Source organism: Priestia sp. TRM10, from assembly GCF_057808375.1.
Map to the genome: position 1 here is coordinate 554484 of NZ_JBJZOT010000015.1, position 17178 is coordinate 571661.

At 32.7% G+C, this 17178-nt stretch carries 16 protein-coding genes; 1 reads left to right on the forward strand and 15 read right to left on the reverse strand.

Annotated features, from left to right (window positions below):
- The first annotated feature begins 148 nt into the window (after nucleotides 1–148).
- Nucleotides 149–1348 carry an O-antigen ligase family protein gene (locus tag ACK3CR_RS19605; RefSeq protein WP_488976000.1) on the forward strand — a complete coding sequence of 400 codons (1200 nt, stop codon included), beginning with the start codon at nucleotides 149–151 and terminating at the stop codon, nucleotides 1346–1348.
- 440 nt (nucleotides 1349–1788) lie between these two features.
- Here the strand turns inward: ACK3CR_RS19605 and ACK3CR_RS19610 are convergent, their stop codons facing one another.
- The 15 genes from ACK3CR_RS19610 to ACK3CR_RS19680 form a co-directional block, all read right to left on the reverse strand.
- Entirely contained in the window at nucleotides 1789–3015 is a 1227-nt protein-coding gene (locus tag ACK3CR_RS19610; protein ID WP_488976001.1) for a nucleotide sugar dehydrogenase, read from the reverse strand.
- Nucleotides 3002–4243: a lipopolysaccharide biosynthesis protein gene (locus ACK3CR_RS19615; RefSeq protein ID WP_488976002.1), complete on the reverse strand. Its 1242-nt coding sequence runs from the start codon at nucleotides 4241–4243 to the stop codon at nucleotides 3002–3004. The genes ACK3CR_RS19610 and ACK3CR_RS19615 overlap by 14 nt, the downstream gene beginning before the upstream one ends.
- 119 nt (nucleotides 4244–4362) lie before the next feature.
- Complete coding sequence (locus ACK3CR_RS19620; protein ID WP_488976003.1) at nucleotides 4363–5574, reverse strand: glycosyltransferase family 4 protein; 1212 nt, start codon at nucleotides 5572–5574, stop codon at nucleotides 4363–4365.
- Nucleotides 5575–5622: 48 nt separating this feature from the next.
- On the reverse strand, nucleotides 5623–6699 hold the full coding sequence (locus ACK3CR_RS19625; protein WP_488976004.1) for a glycosyltransferase family protein: 1077 nt from the start codon (nucleotides 6697–6699) through the stop codon (nucleotides 5623–5625).
- On the reverse strand, nucleotides 6689–7825 hold the full coding sequence (gene wecB, locus ACK3CR_RS19630) for a non-hydrolyzing UDP-N-acetylglucosamine 2-epimerase (protein WP_488976005.1): 1137 nt from the start codon (nucleotides 7823–7825) through the stop codon (nucleotides 6689–6691). Before wecB ends, ACK3CR_RS19625 begins: the two co-directional genes overlap by 11 nt.
- 8 nt (nucleotides 7826–7833) lie before the next feature.
- On the reverse strand, nucleotides 7834–8943 hold the full coding sequence (locus ACK3CR_RS19635) for a capsular polysaccharide biosynthesis protein CapF (RefSeq protein ID WP_488976006.1): 1110 nt from the start codon (nucleotides 8941–8943) through the stop codon (nucleotides 7834–7836).
- The gene (locus tag ACK3CR_RS19640; RefSeq protein WP_488976007.1) at nucleotides 8943–9962 is read right to left on the reverse strand and encodes a polysaccharide biosynthesis protein; all 1020 of its coding nucleotides are present in this window, start codon (nucleotides 9960–9962) and stop codon (nucleotides 8943–8945) included. Before ACK3CR_RS19640 ends, ACK3CR_RS19635 begins: the two co-directional genes overlap by 1 nt.
- 4 nt (nucleotides 9963–9966) lie before the next feature.
- Nucleotides 9967–11202: a glycosyltransferase family 4 protein gene (locus ACK3CR_RS19645; protein WP_488976008.1), complete on the reverse strand. Its 1236-nt coding sequence runs from the start codon at nucleotides 11200–11202 to the stop codon at nucleotides 9967–9969.
- Nucleotides 11202–12083, reverse strand: coding sequence for an NAD-dependent epimerase/dehydratase family protein (locus ACK3CR_RS19650; RefSeq protein WP_488976009.1), 882 nt, complete (start codon nucleotides 12081–12083; stop codon nucleotides 11202–11204). The genes ACK3CR_RS19645 and ACK3CR_RS19650 overlap by 1 nt, the downstream gene beginning before the upstream one ends.
- Nucleotides 12080–12739, reverse strand: a complete 660-nt coding sequence (locus ACK3CR_RS19655) for a sugar transferase (RefSeq protein WP_488976010.1) — start codon at nucleotides 12737–12739, stop codon at nucleotides 12080–12082. The genes ACK3CR_RS19650 and ACK3CR_RS19655 overlap by 4 nt, the downstream gene beginning before the upstream one ends.
- Nucleotides 12729–13559, reverse strand: coding sequence for a formyltransferase family protein (locus tag ACK3CR_RS19660; RefSeq protein WP_488976011.1), 831 nt, complete (start codon nucleotides 13557–13559; stop codon nucleotides 12729–12731). Before ACK3CR_RS19660 ends, ACK3CR_RS19655 begins: the two co-directional genes overlap by 11 nt.
- A 24-nt stretch (nucleotides 13560–13583) precedes the next feature.
- The gene (locus tag ACK3CR_RS19665) at nucleotides 13584–14264 is read right to left on the reverse strand and encodes a PIG-L deacetylase family protein (RefSeq protein ID WP_488976012.1); all 681 of its coding nucleotides are present in this window, start codon (nucleotides 14262–14264) and stop codon (nucleotides 13584–13586) included.
- A 100-nt stretch (nucleotides 14265–14364) separates the two neighbouring features.
- Nucleotides 14365–16185, reverse strand: a complete 1821-nt coding sequence (locus ACK3CR_RS19670; protein WP_488976013.1) for a polysaccharide biosynthesis protein — start codon at nucleotides 16183–16185, stop codon at nucleotides 14365–14367.
- Nucleotides 16186–16216: 31 nt separating this feature from the next.
- On the reverse strand, nucleotides 16217–16360 hold the full coding sequence (locus tag ACK3CR_RS19675; protein WP_192800079.1) for a hypothetical protein: 144 nt from the start codon (nucleotides 16358–16360) through the stop codon (nucleotides 16217–16219).
- A 35-nt stretch (nucleotides 16361–16395) separates the two neighbouring features.
- A complete protein-coding gene (locus tag ACK3CR_RS19680; RefSeq protein ID WP_488976014.1) occupies nucleotides 16396–17160 on the reverse strand; it encodes a tyrosine-protein phosphatase in 765 nt (254 codons plus the stop codon).
- Between the last annotated feature and the right edge of the window lie 18 nt (nucleotides 17161–17178).

A 17178-nucleotide genomic window follows, 5' to 3' on the forward strand; every position in this document is an offset into this window, starting at 1 on the left:
AATGATCTTAATTTATTCATAATAATCTGTATATAGATTACATATTTTAAATCAAAAATTCGTAAAAACCTAAACTTTAGACGTAATTATCTGGTATAATTTATCTGACATAATTCATGTTTTAAAATTTATTTAGGTGGTTAAAGAAATGAAAGCCTGGTTGTTAGTGATTTACTTTTTTTCGGAAGGTTTATATTTTGGTACAAGAGCCTTAATGAATAATAACCTTTCTACTTCTTCTAATTTTGCATATATTAACCTTGTCTTTACATGTATATCTATTAGTTTATTAATTATTCAACTAGCTAATAGAAAAAAGCAGCATCTTTATGAGTTCACAGTCTCCAGCCTTATTATGTTTTCTACTATTGCTTCTCTATCAATTGGATTACTGATTAGCCTGTTGAGATATAACTTTGCTTCTTTTTCTACTCAACAATCCCTATACTTTCTAATGTTCACTATCCCTGCAGTAATTATAGGAGGGATAGTGAAGAGAGAAGATTTATTAGAAGCATTTTCTAAGGTGAAATACCTCAATATTTACTTATCAATATGTTTTATAATAGCCTTGAGACATAACCTAGGTGGAGAATCACAAATGTTTCATAACTTTGGGGGAGCCTCTCATCTTACTATAGGGTATACAATGTCTTCCCTCTTTGCATTTAATATGATTTGTTTTATGATTTACAAAAGGTTGTTAATTAAACTTTTCTATCTGCTTCTTATGATTTTTAATGTTTCGATAATATTATTCTCTGGCTCTCGAGGGGCTTTAGTAAGTGTATCAGTCATACTGTTAATTATTTTCGTCTACTACGTGATTAAAAAGAGAAAACTATTTCAAGGAATAATATTAATTGTTGCCTCTTGGTCAGTAATTCCTGTAATCATTACCAATCAAAATTTCTATTCAGCAATTGAAAGAATTGGAGTAGGTTTCAGTTCTGAAGGGGATCAATCTACTGATGAGAGAAAGTCCTTCTATAAAATAGTGCTAGATGATTTTTCAACTAGTCCTTTATTTGGAAACGGTATAGGATCTTTCTCTGAACATCTTGGTAAATACTACTACCCCCATAATATTTTTCTTGAATTATTAAATGACTTTGGAATCTTAGGAGTAATAATTGGAATTGTTCTATTACTTATTATACTAAGAAAAGCTATCTCACTTTTTACAGAAGATTATAGACTTCATCTAATAACGCTATTATTCCTTGGTATGATTACTCAACTTCTATTTTCAGGAAGTTATCTTGTTTCCTCACAGTTATGGGTACTCATTAGTATACTTTTAACCACTCAATTTAAAGCCTGGCAAGCCAATTCAAAAACCTCATAAGAAGAACTGTATTATTTTTTAAAAATTAATTTATATTGTGCCCTTAGTTAACATATCCAAGGTTATTATATTGAGACATAAATGCCTCTTAATATGGATTTACGATTTCATTGCTCACTTCACTTTATAAGGTTCTCCTATTTGTAATTAAGAGATAACTAAACAAATAAGTGAACCTTATACAATTATCCTGAAGCTTCTGAATCTAAAGAAGGACTTGAACTCAAGTATAGAAAGAAATATATAGTATATAAAGGGTATAGTTAAATAAAAAGCAAGATTATTATCTCATCCTAATTCAACCTTACTAATTTCCTTATTTATAGAAAGTTAGTAACTATACCCTTGTTCTTCTTACATACGATAACTAAATTTATTATCCAGTAAAGCTGTAGAAATTCCCTTTATACTCTCTCTATCCTTTTAAATATAAGTAAAGCCTAAAGCTTATATACCCCTTCTAGATTACATACATTTTTTGTATCAAGTATAAATTTATTTCCAATCATATCTATATTATCCTTAATATGACTATGTCCTACCATAATGACTAAGATTTCTATATCGTTTAAAAACTCTAAGAAATCCATATACTGCTGTGGCAATATCTCTTTTCTTACATGAGGATCATATACTTTTATATCATTTACTAAGTGGTTATTTAACTCTTCCACTAATTGCAAAGTAGGACTCTCTCTTATATCATCTACATCTTCTTTATATGTTAAACCATATAAACCAATCTTAGAAATATCTTTTATATGCTTCTCTTGCATTAAATCTTTAATACGTTTTATTACATGAGTAGGCATTGAATCATTAACGGACCTTGCTGTTAAAATTAACTTTGTTAAATCCGGATAATCTCCTACTAGAAACCATGGGTCTACAGAGATACAATGCCCCCCTACTCCAGGCCCAGGTTGCATTATATTTACACGTGGATGTTTATTGGCTAATTTAATAACTTCGTATACATCTATATTATCCTCTCTACAAATCTTCGCTAGTTCATTTGCAAAAGCAATATTAATATCCCTGTAAGTATTTTCAACAACTTTAGACATCTCTGCAGAACGTATATCTGTTACGGAAATCTCAGATTTGCAAAAGTTAGAGTATAATCCTTTTATTTTATTCCCAACCTCTTTACTATCCGCCCCAATAGTTCTTGCATTATGTTGTAATTCATAGATCATATTACCTGGGATAATTCGTTCTGGAGCATGTAAGATATGAATGTCTTTTCCAATAGTATATCCTCGTTCTTCGACTGCCGGGCGAATATACTTATTAATCGTACCTGGTGAAATAGTAGACTCAATAATTAGGAATGATTCCTTTTCACATACGTCCAATATATTACTTATAGCAGCAATTACATATTGAGGATCTAGCTTTTTATCATTCTTATTATAAGGAGTTGGGACTGCTATGATATAAGTATTGGTTCTCTGATATTGTGTAGTGAACTCAATACCATTTGAAATAGCATCTTGGAATAATTCTTCCAATCCTTCCTCCTCAAATGAAAGTACTCCTTCATTTAATTTCTTTACTAAATTGTCATCATAATCTGTTCCTATTACTCTCATTCCTGATTTTGCAAACATAAGAGCTGTAGGCAAACCTATATAGCCAAGCCCTATTACGTTAATTACTTGCATAATTTTCATCCTTTGCTTTATATTGTTTTAAACTAGTTGTTGTTATCCATATCATTAATAAAATTCTCGTGAAATTAACAATTACTAGAGAATAACAAAAACCTAATAATCCATAGCTTGACATACCTAGTAATCCGAGGATTATATATTGCACGAAGTATATACCCTGTATAATTAATTGCCATTTCTCATCACAAAACTTTAACAGGGTAGGCTGGATAGTGTTCCCTAACATAAAAAGCGCCGCTGCTAAGTTTGCAATGTAGAAATACTTTATAGCACTATCTACCAATGATGGGTAGAGAAATCTAGTCACAGGGATACCTACAAGGAGTATACATATATAACACAGGACAGTGAGGAGAGAAAAAAAACCGACTCTACTATAAAACTGTTTAATGGTTAACTCACTTTCTTTTGAATAATATGTAAGTAAAACCCCGGTTACTGGTATAGTTATAATTCCTACTGTTTTACCTAGAAAAGATGCTACATTATAAATAGCAACTTCCTCTGCCCCTAAAACTGGATATATGTAGAACCTATCCATATAAGTTATAATCGTAGATAATATAGCTGCTGAGAATATATAGAGATACTTCCTTAGAGTTTTCTTAAATAAAGGAGTGATTTTAAAATTATCCCTCAGTATCGAGGCAGTAAACAAAATATAGATACAAGGGAGCAATTCTCCTAGAATAAAAGTAAATACCCATATTCCTGTTAAATTAGTGATAAAAAGACCAACTACATACCCAATAACACCTAGTATACTTACAATTAGATTCTTTTTATAATCTATCAATATCCTATAACTAACAGAGTAATATGCTCTAAATAGTAAAAAAACAGTTATTAACACACAGCCTACAGTTAAGATATTAAATGTTTTATAAATTATAACAGCTAAAGTAGATACCATTAGTATGTTGATGACTAATAAAACAGAGAATATAACATTATAATCCCCGGTAATTTCCTTCTTCTGATATTCAGAATCCAGTAGAATACGTGTATTGTTTAAAGGGTTTCCTAAAGATACCCCTACGACATTAACGATTCCCATCATTATTAGTAGCAATCCATAGTCTCTATGTGAAAGAAACGTACTTAAGTACGGATAAACAAAGATTTGGGTAGTTATAGTTAAAATCATGGTAGCTATAATATTTAATGCAAAATCTTTAAATATACTACCTTTTATATTACTGATATATTTCTTAATCATGGATTTGCTCCCATTTCACTTCTTTAATTTCATTCTTACAGTCGTAACCTAGTAACTTATCCTTTATATAAATCTGATAATCTTACTTCCAAGAATATCTTATTACTAGACAATGAAGTCTAATAGGATAATTTTGATTCCTCTTTCTGTTTAAATCTATTTACTTGTTCTTCAATAACGTCGAGATATTTTTGGGCAATATTGCTATAGTTATAGTTTTCTTTGACATATTTAGAGGCATTATCTCTATATACTCTATACTTCTCATCAGAAGTTTCCGCGTAGTCTATTATCTTTTTTCTAAAATCCTCCACATTACCAGCTATAAAAGTTTCTCCATTACCGTATCTTAATCTATCTATATTAATGTTATTATCTTCAGATATTACAGGGAGCCCGCAGGCTTGTGCATCATAAAAGCTGAGACTACATTGTTTAGGGAATATAGATAAGTCAGCGGATTGATAAAATTGAGCAAGATTTGTATATTTTTGAGTTGGAAAACGTATTATTGTGTTTTCTGACTTGGATAGAATTTCCTCAACTCTCTCTCCATACTCTCCATTAGTATTTCCTACTATCATTACTACTATATTTTTATTAGTATCAAATCTCTTTCTAAGTGTCTCCGCTAGAAATATTCCTCCTTTCTCTTCATCAAGCTTGCCAGTATATAAGACTACAAAATCTCCTTCCTTTATGCCTTGTTCCTTTCTAAATCTTTTTCTTACTGTTTCACTAGGATGAAACAACAACACGTCCGATCCTACTGAAATCCAGGGCGATTGCTTTAATGGAATATTTAAAAACTTCTCCACATAAGAATCATCTTGTGTTCTAATAACTGGTATATTATTTTTAACAATTGTAGGAGTAAATGCATTTCTATATATAAGTCTAAATATATTACTAAATCTATTTTTTGAGGCCATTGCAAGCATATGACTATCCATTACAAGAGGATAGGTTAGGCGTTTAAATCTTAACAAATACCTCATTGCTGTAAGTGTATCATTACCATGAAGATATAAGACATCGGGTTTTAATCTATCTACTACTCTAAATATTTCTCTAGTAAAAATGGCTCTACCACTAAAGAATCCTTTGTTATCTATCCTTAGAATATCTACTCCTGTATCTTCCTTATATTTTTTATCTCGTTTATCTATGTCTTCTTTCCCGAAGAAACTTGTTAAGCTTGCTGGGGAACTCTCCATCTTTGAAGTTACAATGGTAACTTTATGTCCTTGTTGTACCATATATTTAGGTAAAATATTTATCTGATATCCAGCGTCTGGATGAAAGAAATCTTCTATATGAACAATATTCATTCCCTGATACCTGCCTTAAAAATATTAGTCTTGATTACAATGCGTATCCTATAACTTATTGATAAAATCTTTTATCCTAGCATTAAATACCTTATTGTCTTCCTTAACTGTTCTTACAAATCTACTACAATTATTTCTAAACTCATTCCAATCTATCGATTTAAAATAATTAAATAATTTAGTACATGCATCCTTATCTTCTAAATCTAAAGTATAACCAAAGCCATATTCAGAAGTGATTTTTTCCATGTATGTATTTGAACATACAATAATAGGCATATTTAATTTAGCAGCATAATAGAGCTTATTAGAAAGAGCATAATCCAGTAACGGTGAATTATTTCCGTAAAAGTTATAAATAATATCCGTATCGTAATAATACTCTAAGGTCTTTTCAGGAGGAAAATGATCAATTAACTTGACATTATGCACATTATTATCTTCACAAAACTTTCTTAAACTTAAAGCATCTGTACCAATAAATTGAAGAATGAATCTTGGATCATTTTTAAATTTTAGTATCATCTTTTTATTTTGTTCATGAAACCTTATTAACCCTATATAAGATATAGTAATCTCTTCTTGATTCCTGTCTCTATCTCGAAATTTTTTCAAGATGTCTTCATGAATCTTTATATCATTATGCACCATGGTATAATTATAATTAGGAAGAAAGTTTTGGTATCCTCGTGATGATATAATTGAATTTGCTGAATACTTAACCAACTTCTTTACAAGGGAAAAAAACAACCAATTTTTTTCCCTTGTATAGTCCCTTATATCTACAATATATCGATTTTTATAGATACTTAGTAAAGTATTTTGCAATAAAATACCTCCAATAGTTTGTAAAACCACTATACCATCATAATTATTCTCTTTAATAATTCTTGAAGCATATTTACGAAATTTCAGATACCCTATTGCTTTTTTTACCTTTCCTTGTTGTTCGTCCATACTATATCTAAAAGCATAAACTTTATTAGCATCTATATTCTCTTCAATCCCATGTCTATCCCAATATATTATGTCGTAGTCACAATCCATCAATTCTGTGTATTTCGAGATATATGGACACAAATAAAGATTCCCTAGCGTAATGAAACATATTCTCTTATTTCTCATATTGCTTATTCCACACTACTCTGTTTACATAATCAGTATAAGATAAGATAATTCTTAACACCTTTTCAGACACATTAGGCATACTATAATCGTTTACTAACCTAAAAAACTTACTCTTCTGTTCCTCTAATATATGTAAACCTTGCAATATTCTATCCTCACTAACCCCTACTAACATGACTGATGCTTCTTCCATGGCTTCTGGTCTTTCATGAGCTTGTCTAATATTAAGAGCATTTAGCCCCAATATAGAAGACTCTTCACTAATTGTTCCACTATCACTTAATACTGCTTTAGCATTTAATTGAAGTTTTATATAATCGTTAAAACCTAAAGGATTAAGTATTTTTATAAGTGGATGAAATTTTACTTTCTGTGAACTAATCATATTTCTTGTTCTCGGATGTGTGCTTACAATTACAGGCATTTCATATTTCTGAGCTACTTTGTTTAAACTTTCCACTAAACTTAAAAAATTATCTAATGAATTAATATTCTCTTCACGATGAGCAGACACCACAAAGTATTCTTTACTGTTTAGGTTTAATTGATGTAATATCTTCGATTTCTCAATGTCTTCCTTTCTTGAATTAAGTACCTCGTACATCGGACTTCCTGTTTTAATAACTCTATCAGCAGGTATCCCTTCTTTAAGAAGATATTCCCTTGCGATATCACTATATGTTAGATTGATATCTGCAATATGATCTACAATCTTCCTATTTGTCTCCTCCGGCACTCTTTGATCGAAGCATCTATTTCCAGCTTCCATATGAAAGATCGGGATCTGGCGTCTCTTAGCAGCAATTGCACATAAGCAACTGTTAGTATCACCCAACACTAGAAATGCTTCAGGTTGTACCTTTTCCATTATCGGATCAATTTTAACTAATATATTACCAATAGTTTCAACTGCAGAACCTGTTGCTGCATTCAAAAAGTAATCTGGCTTCTTCAACTTAAAATCATTAAAAAATACTTCATTTAGTTCATAATCGTAATTCTGTCCAGTATGAACCAAAACATGTTCAATAGCATCTGATTCTTCCAGTTTATTTATTACAGCTGAAAGTCGAATGATTTCTGGTCTAGTCCCAACAACTGTCATTACCTTTAATCTCTTCATAACTTTATTTATACCTCCAAATAATAAGTATCAGGTTTTTCTGGATCAAATAGTTCGTTAGCCCACATAACTGTGACCATATCCGTATCTCCAAGATTTTCTATGTTATGGGTATAGCCAGTTGGTATATCAAGAACTTCCAATTTATCCCCACTAACAAAATACTTAATCACTTTATCTGAATCAATCTTTCTAAAACGAATAACACCTTTCCCACTCACCACTAAAAATTTCTCCGTCTTAGTATGATGCCAATGATTACCTTTATTGATACCAGGCTTAGATATATTGATAGATACTTGTCCTCTATCTATTGTTTTAATAAACTCCGTAAATGACCCTCTATTATCCTCATTCATCTTCAATTCATAACTAAATTGGTCTTCAGGTAAATAACTCAGATAAGTGCTATATAGATTCTTTACAAATGGTTCAGAGACATCTGGTATAGTACGTTCTAAACGACTTTCTTTAAATGAATAAATTAAATTAGCAATCTCCCCAAGGGTAGCGCTATACACTTTACTTACTTCGCAAAACTTACCTGACTCATTTTCTTTACCTCTTAAAGCATTAATTAATTCTCCAATTACATCATCAATATAAATTAAGTTTAATTTAACTTCTGGGTCATTTACGTGAATTGGTAAGTCATTTGCTATATTATGACAAAAAGTTGCCACTACACTATTATAATTAGGTTTACACCATTTCCCAAAGACATTTGGGAAACGATAAATAAGAATTTTAGAGGATGTATCCTTATTATGTTTAAAAATAAGATCTTCGCTCATTTTTTTACTGTGACCATATGGATTATCTAACCCCGCTTGAATAGACGAGGACAACATTATCGGACAATTATTATTATGTTTGTTTAATGTATCCAACAATAAAGAAGTGAAATTAGTATTGCCCTCAATGAATTCCTTCTCATCCTTTGGACGATTTACCCCAGCAAGGTGAAATACAAAATCAGCTTTCATACAATACTTATCTAATAAGGACTTGTCTGTTTCTCTATTATACTCAAAAATCTCTGTGTAACCCTGATTTCTCAATTCTGCTATAAGGTTTCTACCAATAAATCCTTTAGAACCCGTAACTAGTATGTTCATTATTGATTCCAACCTTTCAATTCTTCCCTTACATAATCAAGCATTAGTAATTTATCCTTAATTTGTTCTATATTTAGGATTTGGGTATTATGGGAATTATATTCATCTTCTGAAGACAGCTTTTGGTCACCTTCTACAAAATATTTATCATAATTTAAATCCCTTTTATCAGCAGGCACTCTATAGAATCCTCCTAAGTCTTTCGCTACTACATGCTCTTCCCTAGTTAACAGTGTTTCATACAACTTTTCTCCATGCCTTGTCCCAATAACCTTTATCTCATTATTAGCATTGAATAACTCTTTAATTGCCTGAGCCAAGTCTCCAATAGTTGAGGCAGGAGATTTTTGAACCATAATATCTCCTGCTTCTGCATTTTCAAATGCAAATACTACTAGTTCTACTGCTTCCTCAAGGCTCATTAAAAACCTAGTCATATGTGGATCAGTTACTGTTAAAGGTTGACCACTTTTTATTTGTTCAATAAACAAGGGAATTACAGATCCACGAGATGCCATAACATTTCCATAACGAGTTCCACAGATAAGAGTTCGATTTGAGTCTGTTGTTTTCGACTTAGCGACAAAAACTTTTTCCATCATTGCTTTGGATATCCCCATTGCGTTAATTGGATAAGCTGCTTTGTCGGTAGAGAGACAAATTACCTTCTCTACGCTACTCTCTATAGCCGCTGTCAAAACGTTCTCCGTTCCTAATACATTTGTTTTTACAGCTTCTAGTGGAAAGAACTCACATGATGGAACCTGTTTAAGCGCAGCTGCATGAAAAATATAATCCACGCCATACATAGCATTTTTAACACTTGCTAAATCCCTTACATCTCCTAAATAGAATTTAAGTTTCTCACTCTTATATGTTTTCCGCATGTCATCCTGCTTCTTTTCATCCCGTGAGAAAATTCTAATTTCTTTTATATCCGTATCTAAAAATCGTTTCATTACTGCATTCCCAAAGGAACCAGTACCACCCGTAATTAGTAGAGTTTTATCTTTAAACATTATTTCAGTCCTCCAATATTCTTTGCATCATATCTACGTATTTTTTGGTACACTGATCCCTTGTGTACTTTTCAAGAAATACATCCCTGCAATTTTGACCCATTATCTTCCTTTTATTTTCATCATGATAAAGGTCCTCAATAACTTCAACTAATCTTTCTACATCTCCTGATTCTAGTGAATATCCTGCCTTATTCTCCTCTAAGTCTCTAGCTATATCAGAATTCCCCCCTATAATACTAATTACAGGTTTTCCTGCCATCATATAGCTATAAGTTTTACTTGGTACAGCTAATCCAGTTAATCCTTCTGCTAAACTGACAATAAAAGAATCACTAATATTCAGGGCATATTGAAAGTCCATTCCATGTAAAAAATCAAAAATTTTCACATTGGTAAGGTTCTCATTTTCTACAATATTTTTAAGATTGTCCATTTTATTACCATGACCAGCAAAGATAAACTTTATATGTTTATTTTTTTTGAATCTTCTTATAGAGTCAATTATAGTCTCTAAATCCTGACAAACACCCATATTTCCAAAATAAGATACTATTAAGTCTCCTTCCTTTTTAAGAGACTTTAATACTTTATTTTCTGGGAATACTGTTTCATTATTTTCCCCTTTATCTTCGTACCAATTAGGGATAACTTCAACTTGTTCACTAGATAAAGCTTCTCTATGTGTCAGTAAGTACTGCTTCATTTCAGTAGAAAGGGAAACAACCTTATTAACATGTTTGAAAACCCTTTTGTTTATGAAATTCATAACTTTACCTATAATGCTACCTCTAGAAATAGTATTGGTAACGTAGGCCATTTCAGGATAAACATCATAACTTACAAAAATGACCTTCACTCTAAAAAATTTCATAGCCATTGCTGCAATAAAGGGGAGGATAGGTGGGTTTGAATAAACAATTATTGATTTATACTGTCTCAACCTTCCAAAACGTAGTGCCACAGCAAAGGTGAAAGAAAAATAATTTATTAATCTTCCTATAAAGTTACTACGCTTTAATTGAAGATACTTTAAACGTTTAATTTTAACATCTTTATACGTCTCTTCCTTCGGTATTTCCCTATCTATATTATACTCTTGAGGATAACCTACTAATGCCTCTACTTTAAATCCTGCTTTACTAAGAGCCACAGCTGTATCAAAAGGTAGTGTAGCAGATGATACATACTCAGGATAGAAATATTGACATAAAAATAAAATATCCTTTTGCTTTTTCATCAATAAAGCTCCCTACCTTCAGTTTGCGTAATTGATTCTTTAAACGATGATGTTTCATAATTTAATGATTTACCGTTTATTAAAGTGCTTGGTCCTCCATTCATATCCTTGCTGTATACGAATGTTCCAAATACCTTTCCAAATGTCCCAGATACTTTTATTGCCAATGAGATACACCAATTAAATATTGGAATAATCAAAATGTATTTATTGTATACTTGTGCTACATTTTTCACTAGTTCAGTTGTATTCACATATTCCTGATTTTGAGGAAAGAACAAACCCTCAGCATCATAATCAATTAATAACCTTATAAATTCTGATAAATTGTTAATAAAAATCATACTACGTTCATTTTTCAATCTAGGAAACAGAGGAATCTTCCGAGCAACAGCAGCCAGTCTCTCATAATTCCCTGGACATTCTTTCCCATACACAATCGGAGGACGAAGAATAGCTACACGAAACATATCACTTGAGACATGTTCTAGAAGAAGTTCCTCAGCTTCATATTTTGATTTGGCATAAGGAGTTTTTGGATTTGGCAGAGTATTCTCATCTATATATCCAACTCCCCCTCCATATACACCCATGGTGCTTAGAAATATGAATTGTTTAACTCCCTCTTTTTTCGCTTTAATTGCTAGCTCTAAAGTTAAATCACGATTAATAGAAAAATATCTATCTGTATCACTTTCTCTAACATGAACAATAGCTGCAGCATGGAAGACTACATCATATCGTGAGAAATCTTTCTTTTTCCATTCCTCATCCCGTACACTCACCGTATCTACAGCATACTTTTCAGGAAATTTTGAAATCCACTTTTGAAAAGAAGTACCTATGTATCCTCTAGTTCCCGTCACAAGTATTTTTTTCATTTTGAGCTATTCTCCTCTTTAGTTGCAGCCACCTCTGTAACCTTTTTATTGATATTGATCATATGGTTATTTAAATACTTATCTTCTCCAAACAGTATAACTCCCACAGTTCTTAAAATAATTCTAATATCAAGCCACAAACTAAAATTCCCCACATAATAGACGTCAAATTTGTATCTAGTATTTAGAGAGATATGAATATTTCCACTGACTTGGGCTAGGCCTGTTAAACCAGGTCGCATGTTTAACCTTTTCTCTATCTCACTTGTGTAATCAGCAAGAGATGCAATTCTTTCAGGTCTTGGTCCAACTAAACTCATTTCCCCTTTTAGTACATTGAGTAGCTGCGGAATTTCATCTAGTTTACTTCTTCTAAGAAATCTCCCTACTCCGGTAACTCTATCATCATCTTTCATAACTTCTTTTCCCTTTATCATCGTTTCAGATCCTGGCTTCATAGTACGAAACTTATACACCTTAAATATTTTCTTATGAAGGCCTGGTCTTTCTTGTAAGAAGAAGATTGGACCTGGAGAGGTAACTTTTACTATAACAGCAATTACAATCCACAAAGGTAAGAAGGTTATAATTACGAATAATGAAATCATAATATCGATTAGTCGTTTAATTCCTAATTGAAGTTCTTTAACATTCATTTTTTTCTTCTACCTCATATTTAATAGGAGTTAAATATCCATCTTTTAATTTGATTTCGCCTTGGTCCTTATCTACCTTTGCCGACCATATCCTAATAATGTTATTATCTTTACTATAAAATGCTCCAGGATAAGGACTAGTAACAGCTCTTACCATTCTATCCGCTTCTATCATACTCATACTCTCCAATATTTCCCCATCGGCTTCTTTTCTTCCCGGCCATTCAGTAGCCTTTGTATTATCTTGTTTAATAAGTTTAACTTCATTATTTACAATACTATTCCAATGTTCCTCTATAAGTTCCACGTGCATATTATTCACTTTATAATAAAGATCTGTAGCATTAATATCATTGGGTAGATTAATAGTCCCTTGCCCAATAATATCTCCTGTATCTACACCTTGGTCTAGTTTAAACATAGTAACACCAGTTTTCTCTAATCCTTTAATAATAGCCCATGGAATTGCAGCTCTTCCTCTACCTACAGGTAATAGAGTAGGGTGCATACCAATACATCCATACTTAGGTGCCTCAAGAACCTGTTTCTTAGCAATTTGAGACCAACCAATAATGAACAACCAATCTATCTCTTTCTCTTTCAAAGCGTTTATAACTTCTGAGTCATTAATATTATTAATCTTTAATAACGGTACATTATGCTCAGAAGAAATGTCGTCTAGATAAATTCTCCCCGATTTATTTTTTGCTTTTTCATCTTTAAGGGTAATTAAAAGTTCTAAAGTTCCATCGATTCTAAAAATTTCTTCAATACAACTTAACCCTAATTGAACACACGTAGCAAAAGCTATTTTTTTCATTCTCAGTTTCTCCCCTTCAGATGACTATAGACCTCGTCTAAATGCACTTTCAAATGCTTCTGCATACATCATTCCGGCTTCGCCACCTCTATACGCTGCTAGTCCTTTAATTGCCTCATAACTTCTAGGATGTGGATAGTCTCGCATAACTCCTCGGTACTGGGATAAGGCATCAATTTTCTTTCCAACACCTATTTCCCCAACTTCTACAAACACATTTGGCGAAAACTGATTCATTGCTTTATTTAATCCCCATTCTGTTGAGGAAGGAACCTCCATAAATAAGAGTTCCTTTAAAGGTTTAACATCATCTCTACGTTGAAAAAGTCTTGATGCTGCCTGACAAGCCAACGATGTATGCAAATGGTCATTATTTAAATCTGCTGGATGATGTGTAAATACTACTTCTGCTTGAGTTTCTACCATCGCCTGTTCAATGAACTTTACTACCTCCAAATGAGGTACTGTATTAAATTCAATATTAGGAAATTGCCCTGTAATAATTTTATCTACCCCAAGAATATCTAAAGAATTATTTACATCTTCATTCAACTCTTCTGTACTTGGACGATAATTTCTAGCATTAACATCCCCTGATAATATACATACATTTACAGAGTGACCCTCCTGAGCAAGCTTATACATAGTAGCACCTGCTCCTAATACTTCATCGTCTGGGTGCGCAATAACAATTAAATATGACATATGTCTTACCTCTCTTGTATTAGTCTTATATTAATTAACTTTTTATTATTTCTAGTAACATTTCTAATGAAATTAAACTATTAAAAAATGAAGTTTTCTCTTAAGTAGCACTCTTAACCAATTCAGCCTCTGTTCTATTAGCTAAGTTAAGTACATATTCTCGAATATAATTTGACTCATAACTGTCATGTTCCTGAATTAGTATTCTCACCTTGGAATAGTCAAAATCGACTGACTTACCAACAAATATTTTTGGAAAAACAGCCTCGCTATGAACTTCATTCTCTCCAAGAAGCTCTTCATACATCTTTTCCCCAGGTCGAATCCCTGCATATTTAATTCCAATCTCTTCTTCTGTATAACCAGAAAGCTTAATCAAGTTCTTTGCCAAATCCACAATCTTAACAGGCTCACCCATATCAAGGACGAAGATTTCTCCACCATAAGCTAAAGCTCCTGCCTGCATGACAAGTCTTGATGCTTCCGGAATTGTCATAAAGTAACGCGTCATATCTGGATGTGTTACAGTAACTGGACCACCAGCACGAATTTGCTTTTTGAAGAGCGGAATCACGCTACCGCGACTTCCAAGCACGTTCCCAAAGCGCACTGCAACGAACTTCGTTTCACTACGTTTATCAAGATTTTGAATAATCATTTCAGCAATCCGTTTTGTTGAACCCATTACGTTTGTTGGGTTTACGGCTTTGTCAGATGAAATTAAGACGAACGTTTTTACTCCTGCCATATCTGCAGATTCAGCTACATTCTTTGTCCCAATTACGTTATTTTTCACAGCTTCTTTTGGGTTGTACTCCATTAATGGAACATGTTTATGTGCTGCAGCATGATAGACAACATCAGGACGATGTTCTTGCATGACTTGCATAATACGCTCACGATCTTGTATATCAGCAATAACTGGAATAATTTCAAATTCTCGCCCATGTTTATTTCGTAATTCCATATCAATTGCGTAAATGGAGTTCTCACCATGACCAAGAAGAAGAAGTTTTTTCGGGCCAAATTTACAAACTTGTCTGCAGATTTCAGAACCGATGGAACCGCCAGCACCAGTGACAAGAATTGTTTTACCTTTAATTTTTTTCGAAATACTATTAATATCAAGCTCAACAGGGTCTCGTCCTAGTAAGTCCTCTACTTGGACATCACGGAACTGATTAACAGAGACTTTTCCTGTAATAATATCTTCGATCATTGGCATAACTTTTGTTTTTGCTTTTGTTTTGATGCATTCTTGATATATCTTTTGAACTTCGCTTTTCCCTAAGGACGGAATAGCCAGGACAATATGTTTAATATTGTTCTTTTCCACGATTGCTGGAATATCTTCTGTTGTTCCTGCAACAGGAACTCCGTAAATATCGAGTTTTTGTTTTGCAAGATCGTCATCAACAAAGGCAACTGGGTGAAGCTCGCTTTCTGGATTTTTCAAGAGCTGTCGAACAAGCATTGTTCCTGCTGCTCCCGCCCCAACAATTAGTGCACTTTCTTGTAATGCGTTTGCTTTAATAAGCCGATGTCTTGTGACACGCCAAGAAAGTCTTGATCCCCCAATAAGACAAATATGTAGTAACCACGTGATGAATAAAACACGAACATAAATATTTCCGTTCACGACAAGCTGCACAACCGCTGCTGTTGCCACAGATAACGTTACTGATTTAAAAATCGTCATTACTTCTCCAATGCTCGCATATTCCCATACTTTATGATATAAGCGGTAAATAAATGCGAAAACATGGTGACTAATAAGAAGTGCTAAAGAACTGACAAGCAATACTTTTAATGTAAAAATGCTGAAATAAGGATTTAAAATATAATAGCCAATGTAAATCGAAAACAACACAATTAAGGAATCTAATCCAATTAACAGCGCCAGTCTTTTAGAATAACTCAAAATATCCCCTTCTTTTCTGTTTTTTGTTCAATTAACTCTGTTTTTCTTGTAATCTCTTTTCTATAACTTCATTAATAATTTTCTGAATATCCATTAGTTTGTCTACTGGCGCATCTTGATAGATATAGCGTACCGTCTTTTTTACTGTCTTTGGTAAACTATTAAAGTTTGGCATCGTTCTCTCCACTTTCATCATAAAATGTTTTATTACTAGAATATCCCTAAAAACCTCTTCCTCTTAACCTCTCTCGGCTCGTCCCCATAAATAGTCTTTCCTTCTAATAAAAGCTCTGTATTTTCTCTAAAGAAATAAAGAAGGTCATGACTAAATTCCCTCTCAATCACATCTAGTGACTCCTGTAATCGGAAGGATCTTGTTGTTGTGTTATGGGCATCTGACGCAATGAAGTGTGTTAAGTTCGCTTCTATTAAACTCTTAGAAAATTTCTGAATCTTTTTACCAAAATGACCTGTAGTGCTTCCTGCTGTGACTTGTGTTAATGTACCCTTTTTCACAAGGTTATGTAGTAAATTTGGATTTTCGATGATCTCTGCATTCCGTTCTGGGTGAACAATAATCGGAGTAAAGCCTTTAACATGAATATCAAACAATAACTTTTCCGTATACCGAGGAACATGACTAGATGGTAGTTCAATGAACAGATATTTCCCTTCATTTAAAGGAAGAATCTCATCTTTTTCAATATCTTCAAGTATTTCACCATAAATACGGGTTTCTTGTCCTGGTAAGATTGTTAGAGGAACATCTTCCTGTTGAAGTAAATCGTTTAGTTTCTTTACTTTTAAAAGTATGTCTTCTTTAGGGTTATGATATCTTCCATTTTTGTGATGTGGAGTTGCGATGATTCTCGTGATGCCTTCACGAATGGCTTCTCGCGCCATTTCGAGTGATGCCGCTTCGTTTTCTGCTCCATCGTCAACGCCATATAAAATATGACAATGAATGTCTAACAATAAATTCACTCCTCTGGC

Bases quoted from the DNA above. Each gene is read 5' to 3' on its own strand.
- ACK3CR_RS19605 (WP_488976000.1), top strand. From the start codon at position 149: ATGAAAGCCTGGTTGTTAGTGATTTACTTTTTTTCGGAAGGTTTATAT.
- ACK3CR_RS19610 (WP_488976001.1), bottom strand. From the start codon at position 3,015: ATGCAAGTAATTAACGTAATAGGGCTTGGCTATATAGGTTTGCCTACA.
- ACK3CR_RS19615 (WP_488976002.1), bottom strand. From the start codon at position 4,243: ATGATTAAGAAATATATCAGTAATATAAAAGGTAGTATATTTAAAGAT.
- ACK3CR_RS19620 (WP_488976003.1), bottom strand. From the start codon at position 5,574: ATGAATATTGTTCATATAGAAGATTTCTTTCATCCAGACGCTGGATAT.
- ACK3CR_RS19625 (WP_488976004.1), bottom strand. From the start codon at position 6,699: ATGAGAAATAAGAGAATATGTTTCATTACGCTAGGGAATCTTTATTTG.
- wecB (WP_488976005.1), bottom strand. From the start codon at position 7,825: ATGAAGAGATTAAAGGTAATGACAGTTGTTGGGACTAGACCAGAAATC.
- ACK3CR_RS19635 (WP_488976006.1), bottom strand. From the start codon at position 8,943: ATGAACATACTAGTTACGGGTTCTAAAGGATTTATTGGTAGAAACCTT.
- ACK3CR_RS19640 (WP_488976007.1), bottom strand. From the start codon at position 9,962: ATGTTTAAAGATAAAACTCTACTAATTACGGGTGGTACTGGTTCCTTT.
- ACK3CR_RS19645 (WP_488976008.1), bottom strand. From the start codon at position 11,202: ATGAAAAAGCAAAAGGATATTTTATTTTTATGTCAATATTTCTATCCT.
- ACK3CR_RS19650 (WP_488976009.1), bottom strand. From the start codon at position 12,083: ATGAAAAAAATACTTGTGACGGGAACTAGAGGATACATAGGTACTTCT.
- ACK3CR_RS19655 (WP_488976010.1), bottom strand. From the start codon at position 12,739: ATGAATGTTAAAGAACTTCAATTAGGAATTAAACGACTAATCGATATT.
- ACK3CR_RS19660 (WP_488976011.1), bottom strand. From the start codon at position 13,559: ATGAAAAAAATAGCTTTTGCTACGTGTGTTCAATTAGGGTTAAGTTGT.
- ACK3CR_RS19665 (WP_488976012.1), bottom strand. From the start codon at position 14,264: ATGTCATATTTAATTGTTATTGCGCACCCAGACGATGAAGTATTAGGA.
- ACK3CR_RS19675 (WP_192800079.1), bottom strand. From the start codon at position 16,360: ATGCCAAACTTTAATAGTTTACCAAAGACAGTAAAAAAGACGGTACGC.